Below are 23497 nucleotides of genomic sequence, written 5' to 3'. Positions count from 1 at the left end.
TAAACTGTAGTGGCAGGCATTGTTAATTTAAAATATATACATCAAACACCCATTCCATTTAACGAATAATAAATTGAGCGTATTTTCCATCATTTTCTTGCGTTTATACCAACCCAAGAACTACCACAAATCCACATAAAATAAAAGAACAACCTATCAATACACTCCAATCGCCAATCTTGTCTTAACCTCTTAATCTAACTCTAAACTTGCTCAATGGGATTTAAATCAGGTGAGTAAGGCGGCAACCAAAGAATGTCATGTCCTTTGGTTGTGATTGTGTCTTGTATGTCTTGTCTTTTATGAAAGGTGGCATTGTCCATGACAATCACACTGTTTTTAGGTAACTTTGGCAGCAATACTTTTTCTACCCAAGATAAAAACACATCGCTGTTAATACTACATTCATAAAGACCTACAGCAAACCATTGGTTGTTGTGGATTGCTCCTATGGCATGGGGTTGGTTCTTGGCTTGCCAATGATAAATATCATAACATCTTTGGCTTTTATGGGCATAAGCATAAGGTCTATAATCGCTTATTTTAAAGCCACTTTCATCAAGATAGATAATGGGGCGATTGTTTTCTTGAAACTGTGTCAGTTGCTGGGTAAATGCTTGTCTTACTCCATTAAATGAATATGCTAGATGAGGCCATAATCCAACGATAAAAGATATGATATATAAGTATATTTAACGGCTATTGATTATGTCTGATATGTTTGGGGTATAAAAGACATAAGTAATGAGAAAGTGCGGCAATTTTTTCACTCAATTTTCATTACCTTTCGGATAAAGATACGTGCTTGCGGTTTGTCCTGTGCATTGGCTCACCATAAAGGAAAACGCACTTTGGCTACGGTAGCCCAGCTCAAGGGCGATATGGGCGAGGGGCAGCTGTTGGGCGGCGAGTTCGGTGGCACGGGCGAGCAAGGCTTGTTGCCGCCACGTGTTGAAATGGCAGCCCAGCTCACGCTTAAACAAACGCTGCACCGTTGCTACGCTTGCCCCACAATCGTGCGCCCATTGTGCCAGCGGAATATCTAATCTCGGCGTTTGCAACACGGCTTCACACAGCTGACGCAAACGCTTGTCTTGTGGCAATCGCACGCCCAACGGCAAGGCGGGTGCGTTTTCTAACTCTTCACAAAATAAAGCAGACAACAAGTCGAAACGCCGTTTTTCAGACGGCTTTGACAGGGCAATCAACACCTCACGCAACAAGGGCAGCACGCTCAGAGCGGTGCTGGGTACATCACGGTACAAATGGGCGGTAAACACCTGCGTGGCAGACAACACGTCCACCCGATGCGGCTCATTGGCGGCAATCCACACCGCCCGTTCAGGCGGCACGGTGAAACTCGCCTGCGCCGTAAACACACGAATCACGCCTTGTCGGGAATACACCAACTGCCCCCAAGCGTGTTGATGGCTCGCCACCGCCGTGCGGGGTTGATGATGGCTCTGTACCACACGAATGGGCATTTCTTCACTGGGTGCGTAAGGGGTATCGGGTAGCGGTTGAGCGAGTGTTTTTGCCATTTATTCGATAATGATTGATATTTTGTCGAAAGTATAACAATTAAAAAAGGATTATGCTGATTTTTTTTGAAAAATCAATCAGTCAGCATTGTTGGCATTGACTGGTTGAGCCGATAAAACAGTTAAAAACATTGTGCCAAACAATATCCAAACAGACGAGGAAGAGTTATGTCATCTGAAACGATTATTTTTTCATTGCCCGAAAAACGTTTTTTAAATGCGTTGTTATTGGGCATTGTGTTGCCCTTAGCCGATGCAACAGCATTGAATACGGCATTGCCTGCGTTGGGCGTGAGTTTTCCTGCTGCCCCTTTAGCATGGTTGGTGGTGGCGTATTTGTTGGCAGCGGTGGCGGCTGTGCCGTTGTCGGCGGCGTTGGGGCAAGGCTTGGGCGAGGCGCGTTTGTGGCGTGCGTGTTTGCTATTGTTTGCCTTGAGTTCTGCAGTGGCGGCGGTGGCGAATAGTTTTGCGGTGTTGCTGGCGGCACGTGTGGGGCAAGGGGTGGCGGCGGGTTTGATGCAGCCGCTGTTGCAAACCTTGTGCGCTCGGGTGATGCCGTCTGAAAAATTACGCCCCGCACTCACCGCCTTAGCCGTGCCTGCGGTGATCGCCCCGATTGCCGCACCGCTGTTGGCTTCCGCCTTGTTGAAAGTGAGCAGTTGGCATTGGATTTTTGCCGTAAATGTGCCGCTGTGTGCGTGGGCGTTGGTGTGGAGCAGATGGATTCCCGCCTTGTCTGCCAACCCTGCTCGGGACTTTGATGGCTGGGGGTATGTGTGCCTCGCCCCAGCCTTAGTGTTGCTGGTGTATGCCGTGCAACAAGCGGCGTGGCAGCCTGAACCATTGATAGCTGGAGCGGTGGGATTGATGTTGGGCGGCTTGTTTGTGATACACGCCAAGCGTCAAGGTGAACGGGCATTGGTACGCCTCGATTTGCTTTGCCTCTCCGCCTTTCGCCGTGAACTGAGTTTGCTGTTTTGGGCAGCGTTCAATTACTACGGCGGTATTTTGCTACTGCCAATCCTGTGGACGAACGCCCATCACGATGTGGCTTGGATCGGGATCTTGCTGGCAGCACACGGCATTGGTACGTTGATCGCACGCCGTTATTTGGAACGCCTTGCCCAGCGTTGGGGCGAACGCCGTCTATTAAGCCTTGCCGCTAGTGCAGTGTTGCTGTCGAGTTTGGCATTATTGTTCCCGCTGAATAACGCTTCAGCCTTGGCTTTAATGAGCTTGCGTGGCAGTGGCGTAGGGCTGTTGAGCATTATGCCAATGGCAGCCCTGTACCGCACCATCAACGCCGAACACCGTGCCCAAGCGAGCTTACTCAGCCGCCTCGCCACCCAATTCGCCGCCGCATTCGGTAGCGCCCTCGCCGCCCTTGCGGTGTCGCAGCCGATGGTTTCAATCGGATTATTTGCAGTGAGCGGCGTGCTGATGTGGGTGCAAATTTGGCAAGGTGAGAAAACGAAGGCTGCCTGAAAGTGCTGGTTTTCAAGTTTTCAGGTAGCCTTTTCTTTTAGTCTAAAGAGCGATAATCAAGCCCTTTTTGTTTTAGCCAGTTTTGCAGATGACTGAAGACTTCGGCGTTGTTGGTGTCGCTCATGATGAAGTGGGTGTTGCCTTTTATGCCGATTTTGGGCAGGTGAATCAGCGTGGCATCGCCGCCGTGGCGGTTGACGGTGTCCATCCATTTTTGGGCAAGGGCAAGGCGTATCCGCCATTGGTCTTGGCTTTGGCTGTTGGTAACTTCTTCTTCGGCAGGAATGTTGTCGCCGTAGTAGATGATGATGGGCAGGCGGGTGAATTTGGCAAAGTCTTCATCGCTGATGCTTTGCGGGGTAACGTCGCCAAAGGCACTTTTTAGCGTGCTTGGGGTTTCGTTTTTGGGAAAGGGGAAGTTGCCAGGTTCAAAGGTGGCGATGGCTTTGACTTTGTCCGATAAAAGTGCGGTTTGCCAAGCTGGGTCGCCGCCTTGCGAGTGGGCAAGCAAGATGCCGCTGCCGATGCGGTCAAACAGGGCGGCAAGGCTTTGGGCGATGATTTTGCTGTTAAAGGGGGCGGTGTTTGGGGTCATTTGACGGAAAAATTGCGTGAGGGCGGCCTTGCTTTTTGGAAAGGCGATGCCGTCAAAGCGGTTTGGGTATTCGCCAAGGCGAAATTGGGCGTACCAAAATTGATCGTCTGGTGCGGCGGCAATGCTACCGTCCACGGTGGCACGTCCTGCCTGCCCACGGCGTGGCTGGTCAATGAGATAGACGGGGTAGCCTGCCCGCAAAAAGAGATTTTGGTAGCCTTCTCGGCCGTCTGGCGTGGTCTGCCAAGTCCGCATGGATTGCCCCGCACCGTGCAAAAAGACGATGGGTAGGGCTTTGGGATTTTCGGGAATTTGGTAAAAAACGGCAGCGTGGTCGCCGTGCAAGGTCTGCCCGCCTTCGGCAACCGATGCTTGATAAACGGCAAGAAAGCTGTTGCTGTCGGTGTTTTGCGTGATGGCTGGGCGTGGGTTGTAATGCCCTTGGCTTTGTTTGACGCTGCCGCCTGTGGCAAAACTGCCTTGTTCAATGATGGATAGGGGTTTAGCCGCTGCCTGTACACCGCCTGCGATGAAAGCGGTAAGGCTTAGCACGATAAGGGATTTTTTCATAGGATTGCCTTGTTTATGTTGATGTTTTTTTATTGTAACAAGGCAAGCGGGCATTGATTAGCCCCTGATTTTGGATAGGGTTTATCGAAATTTTGGGGTAATGGGGGGGGTGATGGGTTTGGGTGGTTATTATATTGAGATGAGGCTGTCTGAAAATCCTCATTTTAAATTTTCAGGCAGCCTTTTTATTGGAAAAAGGATAAAAGTGCGGTCAAAAATCTTCAAGTTTTTTATCCTGATTTGATGGATTTTTGGCTTTTATCTTTAACCCCTTTTTCTAATAACTCGGGTGAAAATTCCTATTGAATCAAACCGCTATTTAAAAGCGTATTTTTTTTTAATTGGGCTGCCTGAAAATCCTTATTTAAAGTTTTCAGGCAGCCTAAAATCCTAAACAATCCTGCCAAACTGCATTTCATTGTCTTTGAGCCGCTGTATATCACGGTGGGGCGGTTCGCCAAACAGTCGGGCGTATTCACGGTTAAATTGGGTCGGGCTTTCATAGCCTACGGCAAAGGCGGCGGTGGTGGCATCTTGATTTTCTTTAAACATCAGCCGTCTGGCGTGCTGGAGGCGAAGCTGCTTTTGGTATTGCAGGGGGCTTACGCCTGTCAGCTTTCTAAAGTGCTGACGAAAGGAAGATGGACTCATGTGTGCCTGTTCTGCCAGTTGGTTGATGTCGGTCTTTTGGGTGTAATGCTCGTTAAAATAGGCAATAATTTTGGCAATGTTGCGTTCGGCACTGCCTTGCATCAAGAGCCGTTTTAGCATGGGCTGATGCACGCCGTTTAAGAGGCGTAAGGCGATTTCACGTTCAATCAAGGGGGCAAGGTGCGGCTGCCATTTGGGTTCGTCAAGCAGAGCGGTGTAACGCACCACCGCATCAAGCAATCCCTCATCAATCGGGGCGACCGACAGGCTGTCCGAAAGGCTTGATTGCTTGGTCTGCCAGTCGGTCTGTTCGGCAAGTTCACGCAAGAGCATCACATCAAGCTCAATTCTTAAGCTGAGGTAGGGCGTGCTTTGGCTTGCCTGCAAAACGTGCGATACCACAGGCAAATCAAGGGTGGTCAATGCGGCATCGCCTTGGGCAAGCTGCATGATTTCGTTGCCAAAATTGACGTGCTGCACGCCTTGCACGACCACAAACAGGCTAAGCGGATAGATGCAGGGCACAGGGTGGGTGCGGTGGTTGCGGCGGCAGAGATTTAAGGCGGGCAGGGTGGTGTCAGAAAAGCTGCCTTCTTTCTGGGTGAAGCGTTTGATGAGGCTGGCAAGTTTTTCCCATGGGTCTTGATACATGATGCGGCTCCCTAAATGTTTTTAGGGTAATTTTAAGGGAATTTGTCAAATTAGGCAAGAATTGGCTTCGTTTTGGCAAATATGGCGGCAGGGTTTAACCGATAATAACGCCATCAAAGCTTTTCAACATGAAAGCTTTTCAACATCAAAACTTTTTAAACGGAGTATTTTTTATGATTTATGCCACAGACAAGACCTTTTCTGACGAAGTGTTAAATGCAAACACGCCCGTGCTGGTTGATTTTTATGCCGATTGGTGTCCGCCTTGCCAAATGATTGCCCCTTTGCTTGATGAATTGGCAGAGGATTACGCAGGCAAGGCCAAGGTGGTGAAGGTCAATGTTGATGACAATCCTAAGCTTTCTGCCCAATATGGCATTCGCAATATCCCAACGCTGATGACTTTTAAAGCAGGGCAAATGACAGCACGCCACGCAGGTGCGATGCCCAAATCTGCCCTTGCCCAATTGATTGATAAAGAACTTTAAGGAGAACATGATGACCCCTTTTGCTGATGTTACAAAAATTAACGAGCTTGCCGCCCGTATTCAAAACGATGCCAAACTTGGCGAATTTACCCTGCACATGAGCAGTGAATCAAACGGCGGTGTTGGCGTAAAAACCGCAACAGGCATCACGGTGCAAGGCGGTGTTGCCGATAACAGCCGTGTGAATAAATTCATCACGCTTGGCGATGAACCGCAGGCAGTGCTGGGCGAAGACCGTGCCTTAAGCCCGATGGAGTACGTTTTGCAGGCGTTGGCAGGCTGTTATACCGCAACCCTTACGCTGCTTGCCGCTGGCAAGGGCATTGAATTAAGCCGTATTGATTTAAAGCTTAGCGTGGATTTTGATTTAAATGGCTTTTTGAAGTTTAAAGACGTTCGCAGCGGTGCAAGCCAAATCCGTGTGGATATTCACCTAGAAAGCCCAAATACCGATAAAGAAAAGCTTGATGCCTTGGTTGATGAAATCGCCAATCATTCGCCCGTGTATGACACGCTGGTCAATCCCGTTAACGTGATTAACCGCTCGGTGTAAGGACAATAAAGAAAGCCTGAGCTTGGCTTTGGCTTTCTTTGCCGATGGCTTTTTAACTTTTATTGTGTGAGCCTTTATTGCATGAACCTCATATTTTTTTAAGGAAAATCATGTCAAACCGTATTGTATCGCTGCTTAATATTGAAAAACCCTTTATCCAAGCCCCGATGTCTTGGGTAACCAATGCCGAATTTGTCGCCGCCGTCAGCAACGCAGGCGGACTGGGCGTGCTTGGGCCCAACGCAGGACAAACCACCTTGACCACAAGCCCCGAAGAGACGGCAGAACGTATGCGTCAAGAAATCCGCAAAACCAAAGCCTTGACCAACAAGCCCTTTGGCGTCAACCTCGCCCCCAATGCCGACCAAGCCAAAGACCCATGGACACGCCCCATTCTCAACGTCATCAAAGAAGAAGGCGTTCATGCCGTGGTGTGGATGGGCATGGGCGAAGGCACGGTGCTGCCTGAAATCTTTGCCGAACTCAAACAGGCAGGCATCAAAATTCTCTATCGGGCCATCACCCCAACCGTCCAAAACACCCGTCAGGCAGAAGAGGCAGGTGCCGACATCATCGTTGCCACAGGCTTTGATGAAGGCGGATTGATGCCAGAACGTGCCATTGGCACCTTTGCCATTGTGCCCATGATTGCCGATGCCGTGCGTCAAGCCCCCGTGCTGGCAGCAGGCGGTATTGCCGATGCACGAACCGCCAAAGCCGCCTTTGCCTTGGGTGCAGAAGGCATCTTTGTTGGCACCGCCCTGCTGGCAACCCACGAAAACCCAGCCCACCCCAAGGTCAAACAAGCACTCATAGATAGCCAGCCGACCGATCTCTTGCTCTTTCGGGCGCCGCCAAGCTTTGTCCGCTCAACCGCTGGCAAACTGGCCAAAGAACTTGCCGAAAAATCCCTAAACGGTGCAGATGATGCCGAAATCAGCCAGCGTCTGGCAGGTTTATCAGGATTTGGCACAGGCATGATGCAAGGCGACCTTGACAGCGGTTGGGGCAGCTTTGGCTTAGGCGTTGGCCATATCCACCGCATTAAAAGCGTGGCAGAGGCGATGGCCGATATGCTCTCATGGCAGAATACATGAAAAAAGCCACAAGCCTTGCCGAAGCTGAGCGTCATATCACAGACCATGATTTAAGTCTTGTTTATATCACTGCCCCAAAATGCGGCGTGTGCAGCGTCTTGCATCACAAGCTCAAAAGCTTTGCCGAACGTGGGAAGCTTGCCGTCATAGAAGCAGACATCGCACAGCTGCCAAGCCTTGCAGGGCGGTTTTTGGTCTTTACTGCCCCCACGCTGCTGCTTTTTTGGAAGCAAAAAGAAATCTTACGGCAGGCACATTTTATCCGCCTAAATGACTTTGAGGCAAAACTTAGCAGCTGCCAAGATTTATCAAATTAGGCAAGAAAAAGCTTCTTTTGGGAAAATCAAGATAGCAGAAAAACGTTATTATAGTCGCTTAAATTCACACGAAGACAAGGCGAAGGCGAACGAAGTCTACAGGCAGTACATGAGGGAGCCTTCAACGCTGTATTCGTTTGAAGTTAAATGACTAGATTTGACCCTAACGCAGATAAAGCATCTACCAAACATCACTTACCTCAAGAGGAAAAACCCATGAAAAACTTTGAAAACCGCAAATTATTGGTCGTTGGCGGCACGAGCGGCGTAGGACTTGCCATTGCTGAAGCCATTTTGGCACAGGGTGGCAAAGCCGTTATTTTAGGCAATAATCCCGACAAAGCCGAAACCGCCCGTCAAACCCTAGCCGAACGCTACGGACAAGAAAAAGTCAGTGCCTTAACCGCCAACCTGCTCTCAATGACAAGCGTGCAAGCATTGATAGCCAAGCTCAACGCCGAACACAGCGACATAGATTTATTGGTCAATAGTGCAGGCGTGTACTTCCCCAACCGCTTCTTGGAAACCGATGAAGCCCAGTATGACGGCTATCTAGGCATCAACAAAGCCACCTTTTTCATCACCCAAGCGGTTGCCAAACTGATGATTGACAACAAAAAAGCAGGCTCAATCGTGAACATCACCGCCGCCTTATCGCACTTGCCCATCAAATCCACACCGATGGCGGCCTACTCCATGGCCAAATGGGGGCTTGAGGCACTCACCAAAAACGCCGCCGCCGAACTTGCCGAATACGGTATCCGCGTCAATGCCCTGCCGATCGGCATCATTGAAACCCGCATTTTTGAACGCTTTGCAAGCGGCGAACAGGTAAAAGACACCCTAGAAAACTTCAAAAAATACCACGCCTTAGGACGCAACGGTACGGTAGAAGATGTTGCGGCTACAGCTGTTTTCCTGCTCTCCGACCAAGCAAGCTGGGTTACAGGCAGCATTTGGAATGTGGACGGCGGTGCCATGACACGCCGTGATGACGTATAGCAAGCCCCACAAACCGCCCTTTGCAGCAAAAAGCTGCCTGAAAGTTTTAGGATTTTCAGGCAGCGTTTTTATTGGAAAAAGGGGATTAAAAGTGCGGTCAAAAATCTTCAAGGTTTTTAGCCTGATTTGATGGGTTTTTGTTTTGATTTTTGAATGATTTTTCTACTGGCTTGGGTGGAAATCTTGTGTTTTGATTGAATAAAAGTCTACTTGAATATCCTAAACTTTCAGTAAAGCATTTCTATATCGTACGCATCTTATCAATAAACTTTCTCATCAAAAAATCAATCACTGCCTGCACAGCTTTGATTTGTTGGCTGATTTGCGGGTGGTAGATAGACTTTGGGGTTATGTCGCTAATGATGTTGCATAGGAATATAAAGGCTAATTATCAAACAAAACGATCCTCCAAAAAACATATTTACAAATCTATTTTTATAGATATAATATTCCCCATCAACTAACTAATCAGACAACACTATGCCGATTACCGATACCCTTAAAGTGCTTGCCAACGAAGGCCGCCTGCAAATGCTGCAATGGCTCAAATCACCGCACGCACATTTCACCTCTGCCGAATTTTCCGCTGAAGCCATCAATGCCGAAGGCGGTGTCTGCGTGCAGGCGGTGGTCATCAAAAGCGGTTTGGCACAATCAGTGGTTTCTGCTTATTTAAACAGCTTAAAACAAGCAGGATTGCTGACCATGAAACGTGAAGGCAAATGGACGTATTACCGCTATGATGCTAACGCCGCCGCACAGTTTTTAAATCAGTTACAGCAAGTTTTGTAAGCATTTAACCGCCCTTTACGGGGCGTTTTTACAACCTAATATTCAAACAAATTTAAAGTAAGACAAGGAAAACGAGCGAAGCTGTATACCTTAATACTGCAAGCGAGTTTGACACCGTATTACTTTAAATTTGGCAGAATATATCTAAATTTCTAGATTTAACGAATTAAAAAAATATAGGAGCAACCCATGCAAATCACCCTCTTTTCCGACTATGCTTGCCCTTTCTGCTACATCGGCAAACGCTATCTTGAACAGGCACTTGCCCAATTTGAGCATGCCGACCAAGTGCAAATTCATCACAAAGCCTTTGAACTCTATCCGCAGGCAGGCAAAACCGTTACCAACACCACGCAAGGACGGATTGAATGGAAATACCAAAAAAGCCCAAGCGATGCTCTCGCGATGATCCGCGGCATTGAACAAAAAGCCAACCTTGCAGGCATCAATATGCGTTACGCCGAAGCCCAAAACACCAATATGTTTGATGCACACCGCTTAACCAAACTGGCCACCACGCTGGGCAAAGAAGAACAAATGGCCGAACGCCTGTTTGCCGCCTATTTCACCGACAGCCTGATTCTTGCCGACCACGAAACGCTCTGCCGCCTTGCCGAAGAAGTGGGCATTGAACGCAGCCGCGTGGAGCAGATGCTTGCCTCTGATGAATTTGCCGAAGCAGTGCGTGCCGATGAAACCGCCGCCCAGCAAAAAGGCGTACACGCAGTGCCGTATTTTGAAGTGGACGGCATACCCATCAACGGTGCTTTGCCAGCATCACATTTCTTGGCGGTACTGCAAGACGCTTGGCAGCAGCAAAATCAGCAAGCTATTGAAGGGGCTTCATGCGGAGTAGACGGATGCCACTAATTCCACGTGCCGAACCGCTCGTCATTGCCCCCAATGCCGCCCAATCCTGCATCATTTTTCTGCATGGATTGACCACAAGCGGACAACATTTCCGTTCGCTGGCTGAATATTTGCAGCAAAAACTGCCGCATACCGCCTTTATCCTGCCGCACGCCCCGATTCGCCCAGTTACTTGGGCTGGCGGCAACACTTCAGGTTGGTACGACTTACGCGGTGATAATTTTTTGCACAATGAGGATAAAGACGGATTGCAAGAGGCAGCCACCTACGTGCATCGCCTGATTGCAGAAGTACAGCGGCAAGGCATTGCCAGTCAAAACATCGTGCTGGGCGGTTTCTCGCAAGGCGGTGCGATTTCCTTACTGGCAGGACTGACTGCCGCACAGCCGCTTGGCGGACTGTTTAGCCTATCGGGCTACCTGCCGCTTGCAGAATCCCGCAAAGATTATGAAACGGCCGCCAATCTGCACACGCCGATTTTTATGGCACAGGGGCAATACGACCAGCTCATCACCGAAACGCAGATACAGCCTGCTGTGAATGCCCTTGCCAAACGGCAAAACTTCAGCTTCCACAGCTATCCGATCGGTCATGAAATCAGCCAGATGGAAATCGATGATTTGGCAGCGTGGCTAATAAATATCACGCAGTGATCTTAAATCATACGGAACAGGCTTGCTTTGCTATTTTTCACCATAACAGCAAGCCTTATTGGGTTATATCAAATAACAAAAAATCGTGGGGCTAAGTTACATCAACCAGAGGCTGGTGATCTTATAAAATGAACAATGAAATTTGATTTATTACCATTCCCCCAAAAAAGCAGAGAAACCTGTACGATTTAAAAGGTACCGCTAATACATCAGGAACAGAAAACAGCCTTGCTAAGCAATCGCCTAAAATGTAAAAAAATCTCTCAAAAAACCACCGCACTTGATTTTAATCACAAAACGTCACTAGAAGCGAGGAAAGAAACAACGTACAATCATCACGCTTTTAGTGAACATCAAAAGGAGAAAAAAATGGATAGACGACATTTCTTACGCGTAGGGGCATTAAGTTTATTTGCGGTAAATAGTTTAAAATTAAGTGCAGCTGAACAAAATAATGCGTTGTCTTTGCGCATTATTGCGACGACAGATATTCACGGTTTTTTAACCGATTTTGATTATTATAAAGATGCACCAACCGATAAATTTGGTTTTACACGTGCTGCCAGTTTAATCGCAGCAGCGCGGCAAGAAGTGAAAAATTCCGTGTTAGTCGATAATGGCGATTTAATTCAAGGCAACCCGATCGCAGATTATCAAGCCGCAAAAGGTGATAAAGAGGGGAAACCCAACCCCGCTATTTTAGCCTTAAATGCGATGCATTATGATGTGGGAACAATTGGTAATCACGAATTTAATTATGGTTTAGCCTATTTAGATCGCGCCATTAAGCAAGCTGATTTTCCAATTATTAATGCAAATGTCGTCAATGCCAACGATGAAAAGCCGTATTTCCAACCTTATTTTATTCAAGAAAAAACCGTAACCGATAATGCCGGAAAATCGCATCAGATTAAGATTGGTTATATTGGTTTCGTTCCACCACAGGTTATGGTGTGGGATAAAGCAAATTTAGAAGGTAAAGTCAAAGCCTATGATATTAAGAAAACCGCAGAACACTATGTCCCTATTGTAAAAGCAAAAGGGGCAGATATTATTGTGGCGTTGGCGCATACAGGGCCTTCCGATGAACCTTATAAAGAAGGGGAAGAAAATGCCGCATTCCATTTAGCTGATGTAAAAGGAATTGATGCGATTATCTTTGGGCATTCACACCGTTTATTCCCGAATAAAGAATTTGCCCACAGTAAAGGCGCAGATATTGAAAAAGGCACAATGAACGGCGTACCTGAAAGTATGGCGGGTTACTGGGCAAATAATATCAGTGTGGTTGATTTAACCTTAAACCAGCATAATGGCAAATGGTTTGTAACTGACGGTAAAGCGGCATTGCGCCCAATTTATGATGCGGATAAAAAGAAAGCCCTCATAGGCAACCATCCTGAAATTGCGGCATTACTTGCACCTATTCATCAAGCAACGCGTGAATTTGTTGCACAACCGATTGGTAAAGCATCAGACAATATGTATAGTTTCCTCGCGCTATTCCAAGATGATCCAACGGTACAAATTGTGAATCAAGCACAGAAAGCCTATGCTGAAAATGTCGTTAAAAACCTACCAGAGCTGGCAGGAATTCCCGTGTTAAGTGCGGCTGCCCCTTTTAAAGTTGGCGGACGTAAAAACGATCCAACCGCCTATGTTGAGGTAGATAAAGGGAATTTAACCTTCCGCAACGCTGCCGATCTCTACCTTTATCCCAACACCTTAGTGATTGTAAAAGTGAGTGGGGCAGAATTGAAACAATGGCTTGAATGCAGTGCGGGAATGTTTAATCAGATTGATCCACACAGTGATAAAGCACAACCTTTATTAAACTGGAATGGCTTCCGCACCTATAATTTTGACGTAATTGATGGGGTTAATTATCAAATTGATGTGAGCCAACCCGCACGTTATGATGGAGAATGCAAACTCATCAATCCTACCGCCTCGCGCATTATCAACCTGACTTACCAAGGTAAGCCCGTGCAAGAGAGCGATCAGTTTTTAATCGCAACGAATAATTATCGTGCATATTCTGGCAAATTCCCGGGAACGGGGGATGCACATATTGTCTTTGCCGCACCAGATGAAAATCGCCAAATTTTAGCGAACTATATCAGCCAAACCACAAAAGAAAAAGGCGAGGTTGTACCTTCAGCAGACAATAACTGGCGATTAGCCCCTATTGCAACAAAGGTACCACTCAATATCCAAGTGGAAACGTCACCAAGTGAGAAAGCCAATACGTTTATCAAAGAAAAAGCCCAATACCCTATGGATTATATCGGTCAAGATGAACTTGGTTTTGCAGTCTATAAAATAAATTTAAGCCAAAAATAGACCGCACTTTCTAATATGGCGATGTTTTCGCATCGCCATATACTTAAGTATTCATTTGTATTATTCTTTACATCTCAAGGATGATTGAAAATTATTATCGCTGCTTGATTTTAAAATGCCGTCGTGTCGGGTGCTTTGCCTTATTCCAAACTTAAACAGTGATAATTCTAACTATGATTTAATCACCAATGCTGCTGCCCCTTTTACGCCTGCGGAATCAAGTAATTGGCTTGGTTTGATTTGTAAGTTTTGTAAGGAAACGCCTAGGGCATAGTGCGGTAGAAATTTTTGTACTTTTTCAATGATGAACTCGGCGGATTTTGCGACCCCACCAGCGAGGACAATAAGTTCAGGGTTAAAAATATTGATCAGCACGCCTAAACCGTAAGCTAAATATTTTGCAAAATTATCCACCACTTGTAGGGCTAGTTCATCTCCTTTTTTGGCGTATTCAAAAATATGATGTGCTTGAAGGGCATCTAAATCAGTGGAAAAACGCTGAAAAAACTCACCGCACTTCGTTTCAAGTAATAATTTTTTTGCCTCTCTAACTAACCCCGGTGCAGAGGTATAGGTTTCTAAGCAACCTGTTAATCCGCACCCACATTTCATTCCTTGTTCGTTCACCATTATATGCCCAAATTCGCCTGCGCAGCCGCCAGAACCAGACAATACCTTGCCATTTAACAAAATACCTGAAGCAATGCCAGTACCAATGGGGACAACGATAAGATTCGCAATTCCTTTTCCCGCACCAAATAAATGTTCTCCTAAGGTAATGGCGCGTACATCATTTTCTACCACCACATTTTTATGAGAGATGTCTTCCATTAATTGTTTGGCATTAAAATCATTCCCCCAAGAAAAGTTAGCCGCAATTTTGACTACCGATTGATTCACTACGGGGCCGGGAATGCCCAAACCAATCCCTTCTAATTGGGTTTCTGAAAGCTGGTTTTGTGCAAGCAAAGCCAAAATAGTCTGCCAAATGCGAGAAAAAGTGGTTCTTGCACCTTGCTGAGATAGTGTTGCAATGCTTTGTTCTGCGAGAATATTAAAATGACTATCTAAAATACCAATTTTTGTGTTTGTACCGCCAATGTCCACACCTGCGTAATATTTCATTATCAACTCCATTTATTTTATAAACCTAAATTTCAACATAACTAATTTACCCAAAGCAGACTATGATAAATATCATAGTTATGCAGTGATAGGGATCACAATTTTGCAAACTGGTGTGCGGAATTTGTTTTAAATGCTTAAAGGCTAGGCTTACTCACTGATATGTGGAGGTAAAATTAGGAGATAAAAAAATCTGCCCAAGATGAGCAGATTTGATGAAAAGGAAAATGGAATTAGTTTTTTGCCACCGCAGCTGCTTTTACAATCACCGCAAAAGCAGGGGCTTTTAGTGACGCACCGCCGACTAATGCGCCATCAATATCTGGCTGAGTAAATAATTCCGCCGCATTGGCATCATTTACTGATCCACCATATTGAATAATTACTTGATCGGCAACAGCTTGTGACTTGGCAGCAATATGCCCACGAATAAAGGCGTGAACCGCTTGTGCTTGTGCAGGCGTTGCTGATTTCCCTGTACCAATCGCCCAAATTGGTTCATAGGCAATCACCGCACCATTAAAGGCTTCTACGCCTAGCGCATTAATCACAGCATCAATTTGGCGAGCGCATACTTCTTCTGTTTTGCCTGCTTCGTTTTCAGCTTCTGATTCCCCAATACATAACACAGGGACTAAACCAGCTTCTTTTAATGCCGCAAATTTTTTCGCAATAAATTCATCGCTTTCTTTGTGATAAGTACGGCGCTCAGAATGTCCGATAATAATGTACTTCGCACCAAAATCTTTTAACATTGCGGTTGAAATATCGCCTGTAAATGCACCTTGCACGTTCACATCAACGTTTTGTGCGCCTAACGCAATTTGGCTACCCGCCAATGCCGATTCCGCTTCCGCTAAATACATCACAGGTGGCGCAATTGCCACATCACAGTCATTCACACCGGCAAGTTCCGCTTTTAAACCTTCAATTAATTCTTTGGTAAACGCTTTACTACCATTTAATTTCCAGTTACCCATAACTAAAGGACGACGTGCCATAATTTTTCTCCATAGTAATTAATAAAAAATAACCGCATTACTATATCAAATTTTTTATGTTCTACCGTTGATTTTAGGCAAATTTGAAAAAAATTTTTCCGAAAAGATGATTATTTTGTGTTAAAAAGATACAATTCACTGTATAAATTTCACAAAAAATCATCAATATGAAAATATTTAAAGCTGAACAATGGAATCTAGAGCTATTGCTCCCCCTTTTTGAGCAATATCGTCTTTCACAAGGTATGGTGGAAAACCCAGAACGAACCTTAATTTTTCTAACCAATCGAATTCGCTTCAGTGAAAGTATTTTTTTCCTTGCTGTCGATGAACAAAATCAAGCACTGGGTTTTATTCAACTTTATCCGCGTCTTTCTTCGTTACAACTTCAACGTTATTGGCAACTTACCGATATTTTTGTGCAGCAACACGCAAATTCATCAAAAATTTATACCGCACTTATTGCGAAAGCAACGGAGTTTGTTCGTTATACGCAAGCCACTCGACTTATTGTAGAACAGCGTAGTCAACAGCATAATTTGTTAGAAATGGCAGGCTTTAAAGTAAACCCAGATAAACAAATTTTTGAACTTCGTTTGTAGGGCAAAGTCTAACAATAGGCTTATCAAAAACACATTTAGGAGTTATTTATGAAAGCGATAAAAACCTTGGCTTCAGCCATTGTCATTGGTTCAGCCATTTTAGCAACGGTACCAAGTTATGCGGCTGATTGTCCCGTTACCAATGTGAAATTTAAAAAGGGTGCGTCTTCAGCCAGCTACAATGGGAAAATTAAAGGTTGGCAATGTCGCACTTATGCGTTTTATGCCAAAGCAGGGCAAACCTTAACCTTTAACTTAAACACAAAAGGCGCAGCGGAAGCGATTATTTATGGTAACGATGATTTTGTACAAAATGAACCTTATACGCTACCCAAAACAGGGCGTTATGAAGTCCGCGTACTCCAGCCTAAAGCTCAATCCATTAAAAATTTAACTTCACGTTATAAAGTGAATATTCAAATCAAATAAGAGGATTTATAGAACGAAAAAGTGCGGTGAAAACATACCGCACTTTTTGTTATTCTTCAGGTTTAAGCTTAATAAGCTACTAAGATTTCTTTTTCACTGATGGTATCACCATAAACAGGCAACAAGGTTTTATCATAAGCTTGTTTTAAAATGCCTTCTTCGCTTAATTTCTCGATTTCCTGATCTAGCCACGCACGCAATGCGCTGTCCCCTTTTTTCACTGCAGGCGCAATAACATCTTGATCACCCAGGTTTTTTATCCCAACGGTAAAGCCCGGATTTTCTTTTGCCCAAGCAAAGAGCAAGGTGTTATCGTGGGCAAGTGCATCGCCACGTCCATCTCTTAAAGCGTCAAAGGTTTCTGTATTTTGTTCAAATTTTAATAATTTGATATTGGGGTAATTTTTGCTGAAGTAAGCATCTGCCGTTGTGCCTTTATTGACTAACAAGGTTTTGCCTGCTAATTGATTGATGTCAGTGATAACCGCGCCATCTTTTGATACCACGCCCAACGCGACTTGCATATAAGGTTTGGCGAAATCCACCGCTTCTTTTCGGGCTGGGGTAACGGTAAAGTTGGCGAGAATAATATCTACTTTGTTAGACTGTAAATATTCCACGCGATTTGCCGCTTCCACTAAAACATATTGCACTTTGTTTTCATCACCAAGCAAATCTTTTCCAATAGCTTTAGCAATTTCTACATCAAAACCTTGGCTTTTACCTTGATTATCTACATAGCCAAAAGGCGGTTTATCACTAAAAACGCCAATGCGTATGCTATCAGCTTTCTGTAACTGCTGAAGACGATTTTGTGCGTTATTACTTTCGTTGTCATTACACGCCGTTAAGCTAACTGCAAGCAATGTGGTGGCAAAAAGTGCGGTGATTTTTTTAAATGTTTTCTGCATAGTCTATTCCTCTTGGTTCATAGTTTAAGATGTTTAAAAAGGCTTTTGCCCGATCGGAAGTCGGGTTAGTGAAAAATAAGTCTGGCGTGTTTTCCTCCACAATTTTTCCTGCATCCATAAAAATAATGCGATCAGCCACTTGGCGAGCAAACGCCATTTCGTGCGTAACAATGAGCATTGTCATTCCTTCTTTAGCAAGTGCTAAAATCACATCTAACACTTCACGCACCATTTCGGGATCAAGGGCTGCGGTAACTTCATCAAACAACATAATTTCTGGGTTCATACATAAAGAACGTACAATCGCGATACGCTGTTTTTGCCCACCAGAAAGCTCACGCGGATAGGCATTTTTGCGATCTTGCAACCCTACTCGTTTAAGTAATTCATCAGCCTGCTTTTCTACTTCCGTACGCAAGCGTTTCTGAACTTTTATTGGCCCAAGCAAAATATTGTCAATCACTGAAAGATGAGAAAATAATTCATAGTTTTGAAAAACCATTCCAATATGCTGGCGCGCTTTTACCCAAGGCACGTGTTTGCCTAATACACCTTGATCTTGCAAGGTAATTTCGCCACTTTGAATGGATTCCAGCCCATTAATGCAACGTAGTAAGGTGCTTTTTCCGCAGCCTGAAGGCCCAAGCAACACCACAACTTCGCCCTTTTTTATAGCTAAATTAATTCCTTGAAGTGCGGTAGTTTTTTCATATTTTTTTATCAGTTGTTTTATTTCTAATAATGCCATTTTGATTTCCTTTTACTGTTCCCAATGATTTTCTATATAGCGAGAAAATCGAGATAAGGGATAACAAATTGCGAAATATAAAAGAAAAATAAGTCCATAAATCCAAAATGCAGCAGAAGGATCAGTAAATAAGGAGGTTTCGATAATTTGTTGCCCTACTTTTACTATATCTAACACGCCAATTAACATTGCTAATGAACTGGTTTTAATCATTCGGGTAAATAAATTAATTGCACTTGGTGTAACCCGTTTTAAACTTTGCGGAATCAATACATATAGGAAGGTTTGTGTTGCGCTCAATCCTAAGGCATAAGCAGATTCTCTTTGATGTTTTTCAATAGAACTTAATGCCCCACGCATTAAATCGCCCATTTCAGCAGTTCCCCAAAAAATAAATACTAAAATACATACTGCCATTCCATTTAAATGAATATTGAACCACTTAGCTAAACCAAAATACGCAATAAATAACCAAACTAATAAAGGAATAATTCGCACTATTTCCAAATATAAACGACAAACTCCTCGTATTATTTTTTGCTGGCTTGTCATTGTTATGCCAAGTAATATACCTAAAACGCAAGAAAATAATACGGAAAGAAATGCAATTTCTGCGGTTACGGCTAAACCATTTAATAACCGTTGAAGGTTATTTCCATCTAATAAAATAGCTAATCCCATTAAATCCTCCCATATTTAGCGTAACGGCTACATTTTTCTAAATAATGAATAAAAAATGAAACTGGCAATAAGATAATGAGATAAAAGGTGACTAATAAAAATAATGCTTCGTTCGTTTTATAATCTAAGCCAATTAACTCTTTTGCCATAAACATTAATTCTGCAATGGCAATCGCACTGGCAATAGAGGTTTCTTTCATTAAAAAAAGACAGTTTGCCCCAATCGCAGGCAGTGAAAGGCTTAAGGCTTGCGGCGTGATGACATAAATAAAAGCTTGTGTGGGTGTTAATCCTAAGCTCAAAGCCGATTCAACTTGCCCTTTTGGAACACCTTCAATCCCCGCTCGAATCGCCTCAGCCATATAGCTTCCCCCAAGAAAACTTAAGCCCACAACGGCGCAAGTAAATCCCTCTAACTTAATTCCCAATTTGGATAATCCAAAATAAAGGAAGAAAAGCTGGATCAACAATGGGGTATTACGAGAAAGTTCAATATAGACTTTAGCGAAGGAATGAAAAAAACGAACGTTATAGCTGGTTACCACAGCACACAAAAACCCAATGAGGAGAGAACACACAATGCTCAAAAACGATAGCTGTAAAGTGATAATGCTGGCATCAATAAATTTTGGAATATTATCAAAAACATACTGCCAATTCATTTTTCTTCCCTATTGAAGTCATAAACGAGCAATCATTCTAAACAATAAAATTGCTGATTGAAAAAGAATAAAAATTCATTGGTTAGATTTTTTAGTTATATAAAAAGTGTGGTGAAAACATACCGCACTTTTGTTTCGTAGAACAAATCCTCTGTTGCTCAATTCCTCAATATCATCCTTCATTAACTTTCACGACCGTTTAGTGTGCCATTCAATAATCATATCTTTGTAATGTATTATTCTCTTATATTTAACATCCAACATATAAAAATAAAAAAGCGTTTTATTTTTATTGTGATCTTGTTCATATTTTCAAAGCAGAGAAATTGAGTTCTCTTTTTCATCCGCGTAGCATAACGTGCATTACTACTATTAATTAAGGAGAAAAAAATGCCTCAATTTCGTTTATCAAAAGTGATGTGTATGCTAGCTCCCGTGATGTTAGCCGCCATTCCAACTTTCCCTGTCCAAGCTGTAACAAATTCTGTTTTAACCGTAGAACAGGGCAAAACACAAAATGCCTATGATCAAATCTTGCAAAACTGGAAAACTCACCTTACAGGGATATCAGTAGATACCACAAATAATATGGCTAGCAATGCACAACAGGCATTATTAAATAACGACACGTTTGATTTTAGTGAACAAAAAACAGCTGGCGCAAAAATTCGCTCAACAGTGAATACAATCAGAGATTTAGCCGTAGGCTATAATAAATCTGGCTCACAATTTTACCAAAACCAAGAGACTAAACAGTTAATTATTTCTTCTTTGGAAAAAATTCATACGGGCGGTTATCAAGTCGGCGGTAAAGAATATGGTAACTGGTGGCACTGGGAAATTGGTATTCCCAAATCGTTAAATGATGTCTTAATTTTGATGAACGATGACATACCAGCTGATTTGAAAGAAAAACTAATCGCTGCGACAACGTATTTCCAACCAGATCCAACAAAAAGTGGCGCAAATGCTGAAGCGGCGAAATATTCCACATCAAAATATGAAAGAATAAGTACAGGTGGAAACCGCACGGATACTTCAACTGTATCACTGGCACGCGGTTTATTAACTCATAATAATGAGGAGGTTCAACAGGCTATTCAAGCAATTTATGATGTGGGCGAACTTAAAAATGGAATTAGAGATACAGATGATGCAACATTAAATGATGGATTTTATGCTGATGGTTCATTTATTCAACACTCTTCTGTGGCTTACAATGGCACTTATGCCTCTGTCTTAATTGAAGGATTAGGACTTTTTGCTTATATGCTTAAAGATTCACCTAACTTTGTTTTTAGTGATCCCAAAATGGATAATATTTATGAGTCGATTCTTAAAGGATATAGCTGGTTATTAGTAAATGGAGGAATGAATGACGCTGTAAATGGACGTGCTATAACCCGAGAAAATAGTAGTGATATTACCCGTGCAAAACGCTTTATTAGTGATATTTCCTTATTAATTGATAGTGCACCAGAAAAATACAAACCAGCATTACAAGGACTATTAAAACGCACGCTACTTGAACAGCATTATTCTATTGAGGATGCGCCAAACAATACAGTGCGGAATATTTTAAAAAATATCCTTGATAACCCAAATATTAAACCAACCGAAACCATTGGGGTAAAACGCTTTTCTTTTATGGATCGTGCTGTGCAAAAAAGTCCTAAGGGAACAGTGATTATTGCAATGCATTCTAATCGGACTGCTGCCTATGAAAGTATGAATGGTGAGAACCTTCAAGGTTGGTACACTGGTGATGGAATGACCTATATTTATGATAACCAACGTACCGATTCATTTACAAATTATTGGCATAATGTCGATACCTATATGCTACCGGGAACGACCGAAAGCACCGCTATTCGGAAAGATAGCTCTAAGCAACGTCGATATTTAAAAGATCGTAGTAGTAAAACCTTTGTAGGTGGTGTAGATAATGGTATTAAGGCAGATGGTTCACAAGGCAATGCCACTAAAGCCATTATTGCAATGGATTTCACGTCTTATAATGATAAGACGACTGCGAAAAAATCTTGGGTTCTGCTAGGTGATATGGTACTCGCGCTAGGCTCAAATATTGCTAGCACAGATAAAGGTGAAGTATTAACAACAATTGATAATAGAGTCATCAATGGCAAGCAAACTTTATCTCAGGTTGGTGATACCATTTCTTTTACCGATCCTACCACGCAACAAACTATCAGTTATAAAATCCTTGATAAGCAGCAACCCTATACGGCTATTGAGAAGGGTAAAGATGATTCAACAGAATTTGCTAAAATTTGGTTAAACCACGGAACAAAACCAAAAGAGGCGAGTTATGCTTACCTCATTATGCCGGGTTATCGTGCAGATGAAGCAAACCATTTTGATACAAATACCATTCAAATTTTAAAACAAAACGCACAACAACACGCTGTAAAATCTGGCAACAGTGTATTTATTAATTTCTTCGAAGCTGGGGAAGTTGATGGTTTATCTGTTAATAAACCGCTTTCTGTTATCAAAACAGAAGAAAATGGGCGATTAGATGTGTATGTTGCTGATCCAACTTTGACACTTAACGATGAAATTAATTTGTCAGTACTTGGTAAATATATCTTACAAGTTGGTAATGATGTCACCGCCACAATTTTAGGAGAAAAAACAGAATTTACCTTTAAGCTTGATAATCACCAAAAATATTTCTCAGCTATTGAGGAAAGCCAGTATAAGGAAAATAACTCCGTAGAACCCCCAAAAACAGAAACCACATCTGAAAATTCTGAAGATAATCCAGCGGTAACATCAAATAACAATACGGATACACTCTCGGATACATCAGACAATGCCGTTGAATCTAATGTGGATAAGGATGATAAAGGCAGCACAATGCCTACACCAACTCAAATTGAGGATAATAATCATACTGTAACCTTAGAAGAAACGGTGGAATCTAATGATGAAGAAGAAAATCTTACCACTCAAACATCCTCTGAACAGGTTGCGTTTAGCCAAGATTATCTTGATAAATATGCAAAAACCCTAAGAAATCTAACCGATGTAGATGTTTCTATCATTGATAACTTCAACTATGATCATTATTTCACAGCGACATTAAGTGAAAGCAATAAACAGGGGTTAGGTGGAAAATTCCAAACAGGGTTTAACCAATCCTTGAATGATCATACAAAAGTCGGGGCGTTTGCAGAATATCGTTATAATGATATTCATCAGTTAGGTATTGGTACTAACGCGAAATGGTATGATTTTTCTAGCTTTATTCGTTATCGTCACGTTTTTGATAGCACTGTACACGCAGATTATCTCGACCTTTATCTTGGTTATGATAAAACCTTTGCTATTAGCCAATTTACCATTCAACCACGCGTTGGTGTGCTAGGTTCTTATCTACTAGATAGCAAACTGCCAGATGATGGCAAACTCGCCCATCATTTTGCTGTTCAAACACAGCTATCAAGTAAATTTAGCTACCATATTGGTGGCATAGCACTTTACCTTGAGCCAACTTGGAAAGTAAACTTAGATGAACCATATCGTCTTCAATTAAATGGACAAGAATACAAACTCACTCGTTCAAAACAAGAATGGATAGGCAAACTCGGAATTGCCAAAAATATTGGTAATTACACCTTTGATTTCAGTGTACAAACTAACAACCATCAAGAACGCAAGATGATAGCAACCTTTAATTATCAATTCTAAAAAATAAAAATGCTCT

The 23497-nt window shown here is 43.3% G+C and carries 23 protein-coding genes; 13 read left to right on the top strand and 10 right to left on the bottom strand.

The window, feature by feature from the left end; all coding sequences use genetic code 11:
- Positions 1 to 203: 203 nt before the first annotated feature.
- Together L4F92_RS11105 and L4F92_RS00750 are read right to left on the bottom strand one after the other, a co-directional pair.
- Positions 204 to 569, bottom strand: a complete 366-nt coding sequence (locus L4F92_RS11105) for a transposase (protein WP_442778849.1) — start codon at positions 567 to 569, stop codon at positions 204 to 206.
- A 201-nt stretch (positions 570 to 770) separates the two neighbouring features.
- Entirely contained in the window at positions 771 to 1406 is a 636-nt protein-coding gene (locus L4F92_RS00750; RefSeq protein ID WP_250363852.1) for a helix-turn-helix domain-containing protein, read from the bottom strand.
- A gap of 303 nt (positions 1407 to 1709) precedes the next feature.
- On the opposite strand from L4F92_RS00750, the gene L4F92_RS00745 reads away from it, so the two are divergent.
- Positions 1710 to 3026 (top strand): MFS transporter, encoded by a 1317-nt coding sequence (locus L4F92_RS00745; protein ID WP_250363851.1) that lies wholly within the window; start codon positions 1710 to 1712, stop codon positions 3024 to 3026.
- A 37-nt stretch (positions 3027 to 3063) separates the two neighbouring features.
- Here L4F92_RS00745 and L4F92_RS00740 read toward each other — a convergent pair whose 3' ends face one another.
- Both L4F92_RS00740 and L4F92_RS00735 read right to left on the bottom strand, forming a co-directional pair.
- Positions 3064 to 4191, bottom strand: coding sequence for an alpha/beta hydrolase (locus L4F92_RS00740; RefSeq protein ID WP_250363850.1), 1128 nt, complete (start codon positions 4189 to 4191; stop codon positions 3064 to 3066).
- Positions 4192 to 4581: 390 nt separating this feature from the next.
- Positions 4582 to 5493: an AraC family transcriptional regulator gene (locus L4F92_RS00735; RefSeq protein WP_250363849.1), complete on the bottom strand. Its 912-nt coding sequence runs from the start codon at positions 5491 to 5493 to the stop codon at positions 4582 to 4584.
- A 173-nt stretch (positions 5494 to 5666) separates the two neighbouring features.
- Here L4F92_RS00735 and trxA point away from each other — a divergent pair, with 173 nt between their 5' ends.
- The 9 genes from trxA (at position 5667) to cpdB (ending at position 13608) form a co-directional block, all read left to right on the top strand.
- On the top strand, positions 5667 to 5981 hold the full coding sequence (gene trxA / locus L4F92_RS00730) for a thioredoxin (RefSeq protein ID WP_250351316.1): 315 nt from the start codon (positions 5667 to 5669) through the stop codon (positions 5979 to 5981).
- A gap of 10 nt (positions 5982 to 5991) precedes the next feature.
- Positions 5992 to 6534, top strand: a complete 543-nt coding sequence (locus L4F92_RS00725) for an OsmC family protein (RefSeq protein WP_250351315.1) — start codon at positions 5992 to 5994, stop codon at positions 6532 to 6534.
- A gap of 110 nt (positions 6535 to 6644) precedes the next feature.
- Positions 6645 to 7631, top strand: coding sequence for an NAD(P)H-dependent flavin oxidoreductase (locus tag L4F92_RS00720; protein WP_250363848.1), 987 nt, complete (start codon positions 6645 to 6647; stop codon positions 7629 to 7631).
- A complete protein-coding gene (locus L4F92_RS00715) occupies positions 7628 to 7948 on the top strand; it encodes a thioredoxin family protein (RefSeq protein WP_250363847.1) in 321 nt (106 codons plus the stop codon). The genes L4F92_RS00720 and L4F92_RS00715 overlap by 4 nt, the downstream gene beginning before the upstream one ends.
- 216 nt (positions 7949 to 8164) lie before the next feature.
- The gene (locus L4F92_RS00710) at positions 8165 to 8950 is read left to right on the top strand and encodes an SDR family NAD(P)-dependent oxidoreductase (RefSeq protein ID WP_250363846.1); all 786 of its coding nucleotides are present in this window, start codon (positions 8165 to 8167) and stop codon (positions 8948 to 8950) included.
- 480 nt (positions 8951 to 9430) lie between these two features.
- Positions 9431 to 9742, top strand: a complete 312-nt coding sequence (locus L4F92_RS00705; RefSeq protein WP_250363845.1) for an ArsR/SmtB family transcription factor — start codon at positions 9431 to 9433, stop codon at positions 9740 to 9742.
- 189 nt (positions 9743 to 9931) lie between these two features.
- A complete protein-coding gene (locus L4F92_RS00700) occupies positions 9932 to 10612 on the top strand; it encodes a DsbA family oxidoreductase (RefSeq protein WP_250363844.1) in 681 nt (226 codons plus the stop codon).
- Positions 10603 to 11265, top strand: a complete 663-nt coding sequence (locus L4F92_RS00695) for an alpha/beta hydrolase (protein WP_250363843.1) — start codon at positions 10603 to 10605, stop codon at positions 11263 to 11265. The genes L4F92_RS00700 and L4F92_RS00695 overlap by 10 nt, the downstream gene beginning before the upstream one ends.
- Positions 11266 to 11634: 369 nt before the next feature.
- Positions 11635 to 13608: a 2',3'-cyclic-nucleotide 2'-phosphodiesterase gene (gene cpdB, locus L4F92_RS00690; RefSeq protein ID WP_250363842.1), complete on the top strand. Its 1974-nt coding sequence runs from the start codon at positions 11635 to 11637 to the stop codon at positions 13606 to 13608.
- Between the two features lie 171 nt (positions 13609 to 13779).
- Here cpdB and L4F92_RS00685 read toward each other — a convergent pair whose 3' ends face one another.
- Together L4F92_RS00685 and tpiA are read right to left on the bottom strand one after the other, a co-directional pair.
- Positions 13780 to 14733, bottom strand: a complete 954-nt coding sequence (locus L4F92_RS00685; protein WP_250363841.1) for an ROK family protein — start codon at positions 14731 to 14733, stop codon at positions 13780 to 13782.
- A gap of 233 nt (positions 14734 to 14966) precedes the next feature.
- On the bottom strand, positions 14967 to 15734 hold the full coding sequence (tpiA, locus tag L4F92_RS00680; protein ID WP_250363840.1) for a triose-phosphate isomerase: 768 nt from the start codon (positions 15732 to 15734) through the stop codon (positions 14967 to 14969).
- A gap of 167 nt (positions 15735 to 15901) precedes the next feature.
- Here tpiA and L4F92_RS00675 point away from each other — a divergent pair, with 167 nt between their 5' ends.
- The gene (locus tag L4F92_RS00675) at positions 15902 to 16336 is read left to right on the top strand and encodes a GNAT family N-acetyltransferase (protein ID WP_250351303.1); all 435 of its coding nucleotides are present in this window, start codon (positions 15902 to 15904) and stop codon (positions 16334 to 16336) included.
- Positions 16337 to 16384: 48 nt separating this feature from the next.
- Positions 16385 to 16765, top strand: a complete 381-nt coding sequence (locus L4F92_RS00670; RefSeq protein WP_250351302.1) for a hypothetical protein — start codon at positions 16385 to 16387, stop codon at positions 16763 to 16765.
- Between the two features lie 68 nt (positions 16766 to 16833).
- Here L4F92_RS00670 and L4F92_RS00665 read toward each other — a convergent pair whose 3' ends face one another.
- From L4F92_RS00665 to L4F92_RS00650, 4 genes are read right to left on the bottom strand one after another with little or no spacing between them, the layout of a single operon-like run.
- Positions 16834 to 17676, bottom strand: a complete 843-nt coding sequence (locus L4F92_RS00665; protein ID WP_250363839.1) for a cysteine ABC transporter substrate-binding protein — start codon at positions 17674 to 17676, stop codon at positions 16834 to 16836.
- Complete coding sequence (locus tag L4F92_RS00660; protein WP_250351300.1) at positions 17660 to 18424, bottom strand: amino acid ABC transporter ATP-binding protein; 765 nt, start codon at positions 18422 to 18424, stop codon at positions 17660 to 17662. Before L4F92_RS00660 ends, L4F92_RS00665 begins: the two co-directional genes overlap by 17 nt.
- Before the next feature lie 12 nt (positions 18425 to 18436).
- Positions 18437 to 19105, bottom strand: coding sequence for an amino acid ABC transporter permease (locus tag L4F92_RS00655; protein ID WP_250363838.1), 669 nt, complete (start codon positions 19103 to 19105; stop codon positions 18437 to 18439).
- Positions 19105 to 19767 (bottom strand): amino acid ABC transporter permease, encoded by a 663-nt coding sequence (locus L4F92_RS00650; RefSeq protein WP_250363837.1) that lies wholly within the window; start codon positions 19765 to 19767, stop codon positions 19105 to 19107. Before L4F92_RS00650 ends, L4F92_RS00655 begins: the two co-directional genes overlap by 1 nt.
- Before the next feature lie 390 nt (positions 19768 to 20157).
- Between L4F92_RS00650 and L4F92_RS00645 the strand changes: the two genes are divergently transcribed.
- Positions 20158 to 23481 carry a polysaccharide lyase 8 family protein gene (locus L4F92_RS00645; RefSeq protein ID WP_250363836.1) on the top strand — a complete coding sequence of 1108 codons (3324 nt, stop codon included), beginning with the start codon at positions 20158 to 20160 and terminating at the stop codon, positions 23479 to 23481.
- Positions 23482 to 23497: the final 16 nt, after the last annotated feature.

The organism is Avibacterium sp. 21-595 (genome assembly GCF_023611905.1).
GTDB lineage: Bacteria > Pseudomonadota > Gammaproteobacteria > Enterobacterales > Pasteurellaceae > Avibacterium.
The sequence above is the reverse complement of the archived record's forward strand: the minus strand, read 5'-3'. Positions and strand labels throughout refer to the sequence as shown.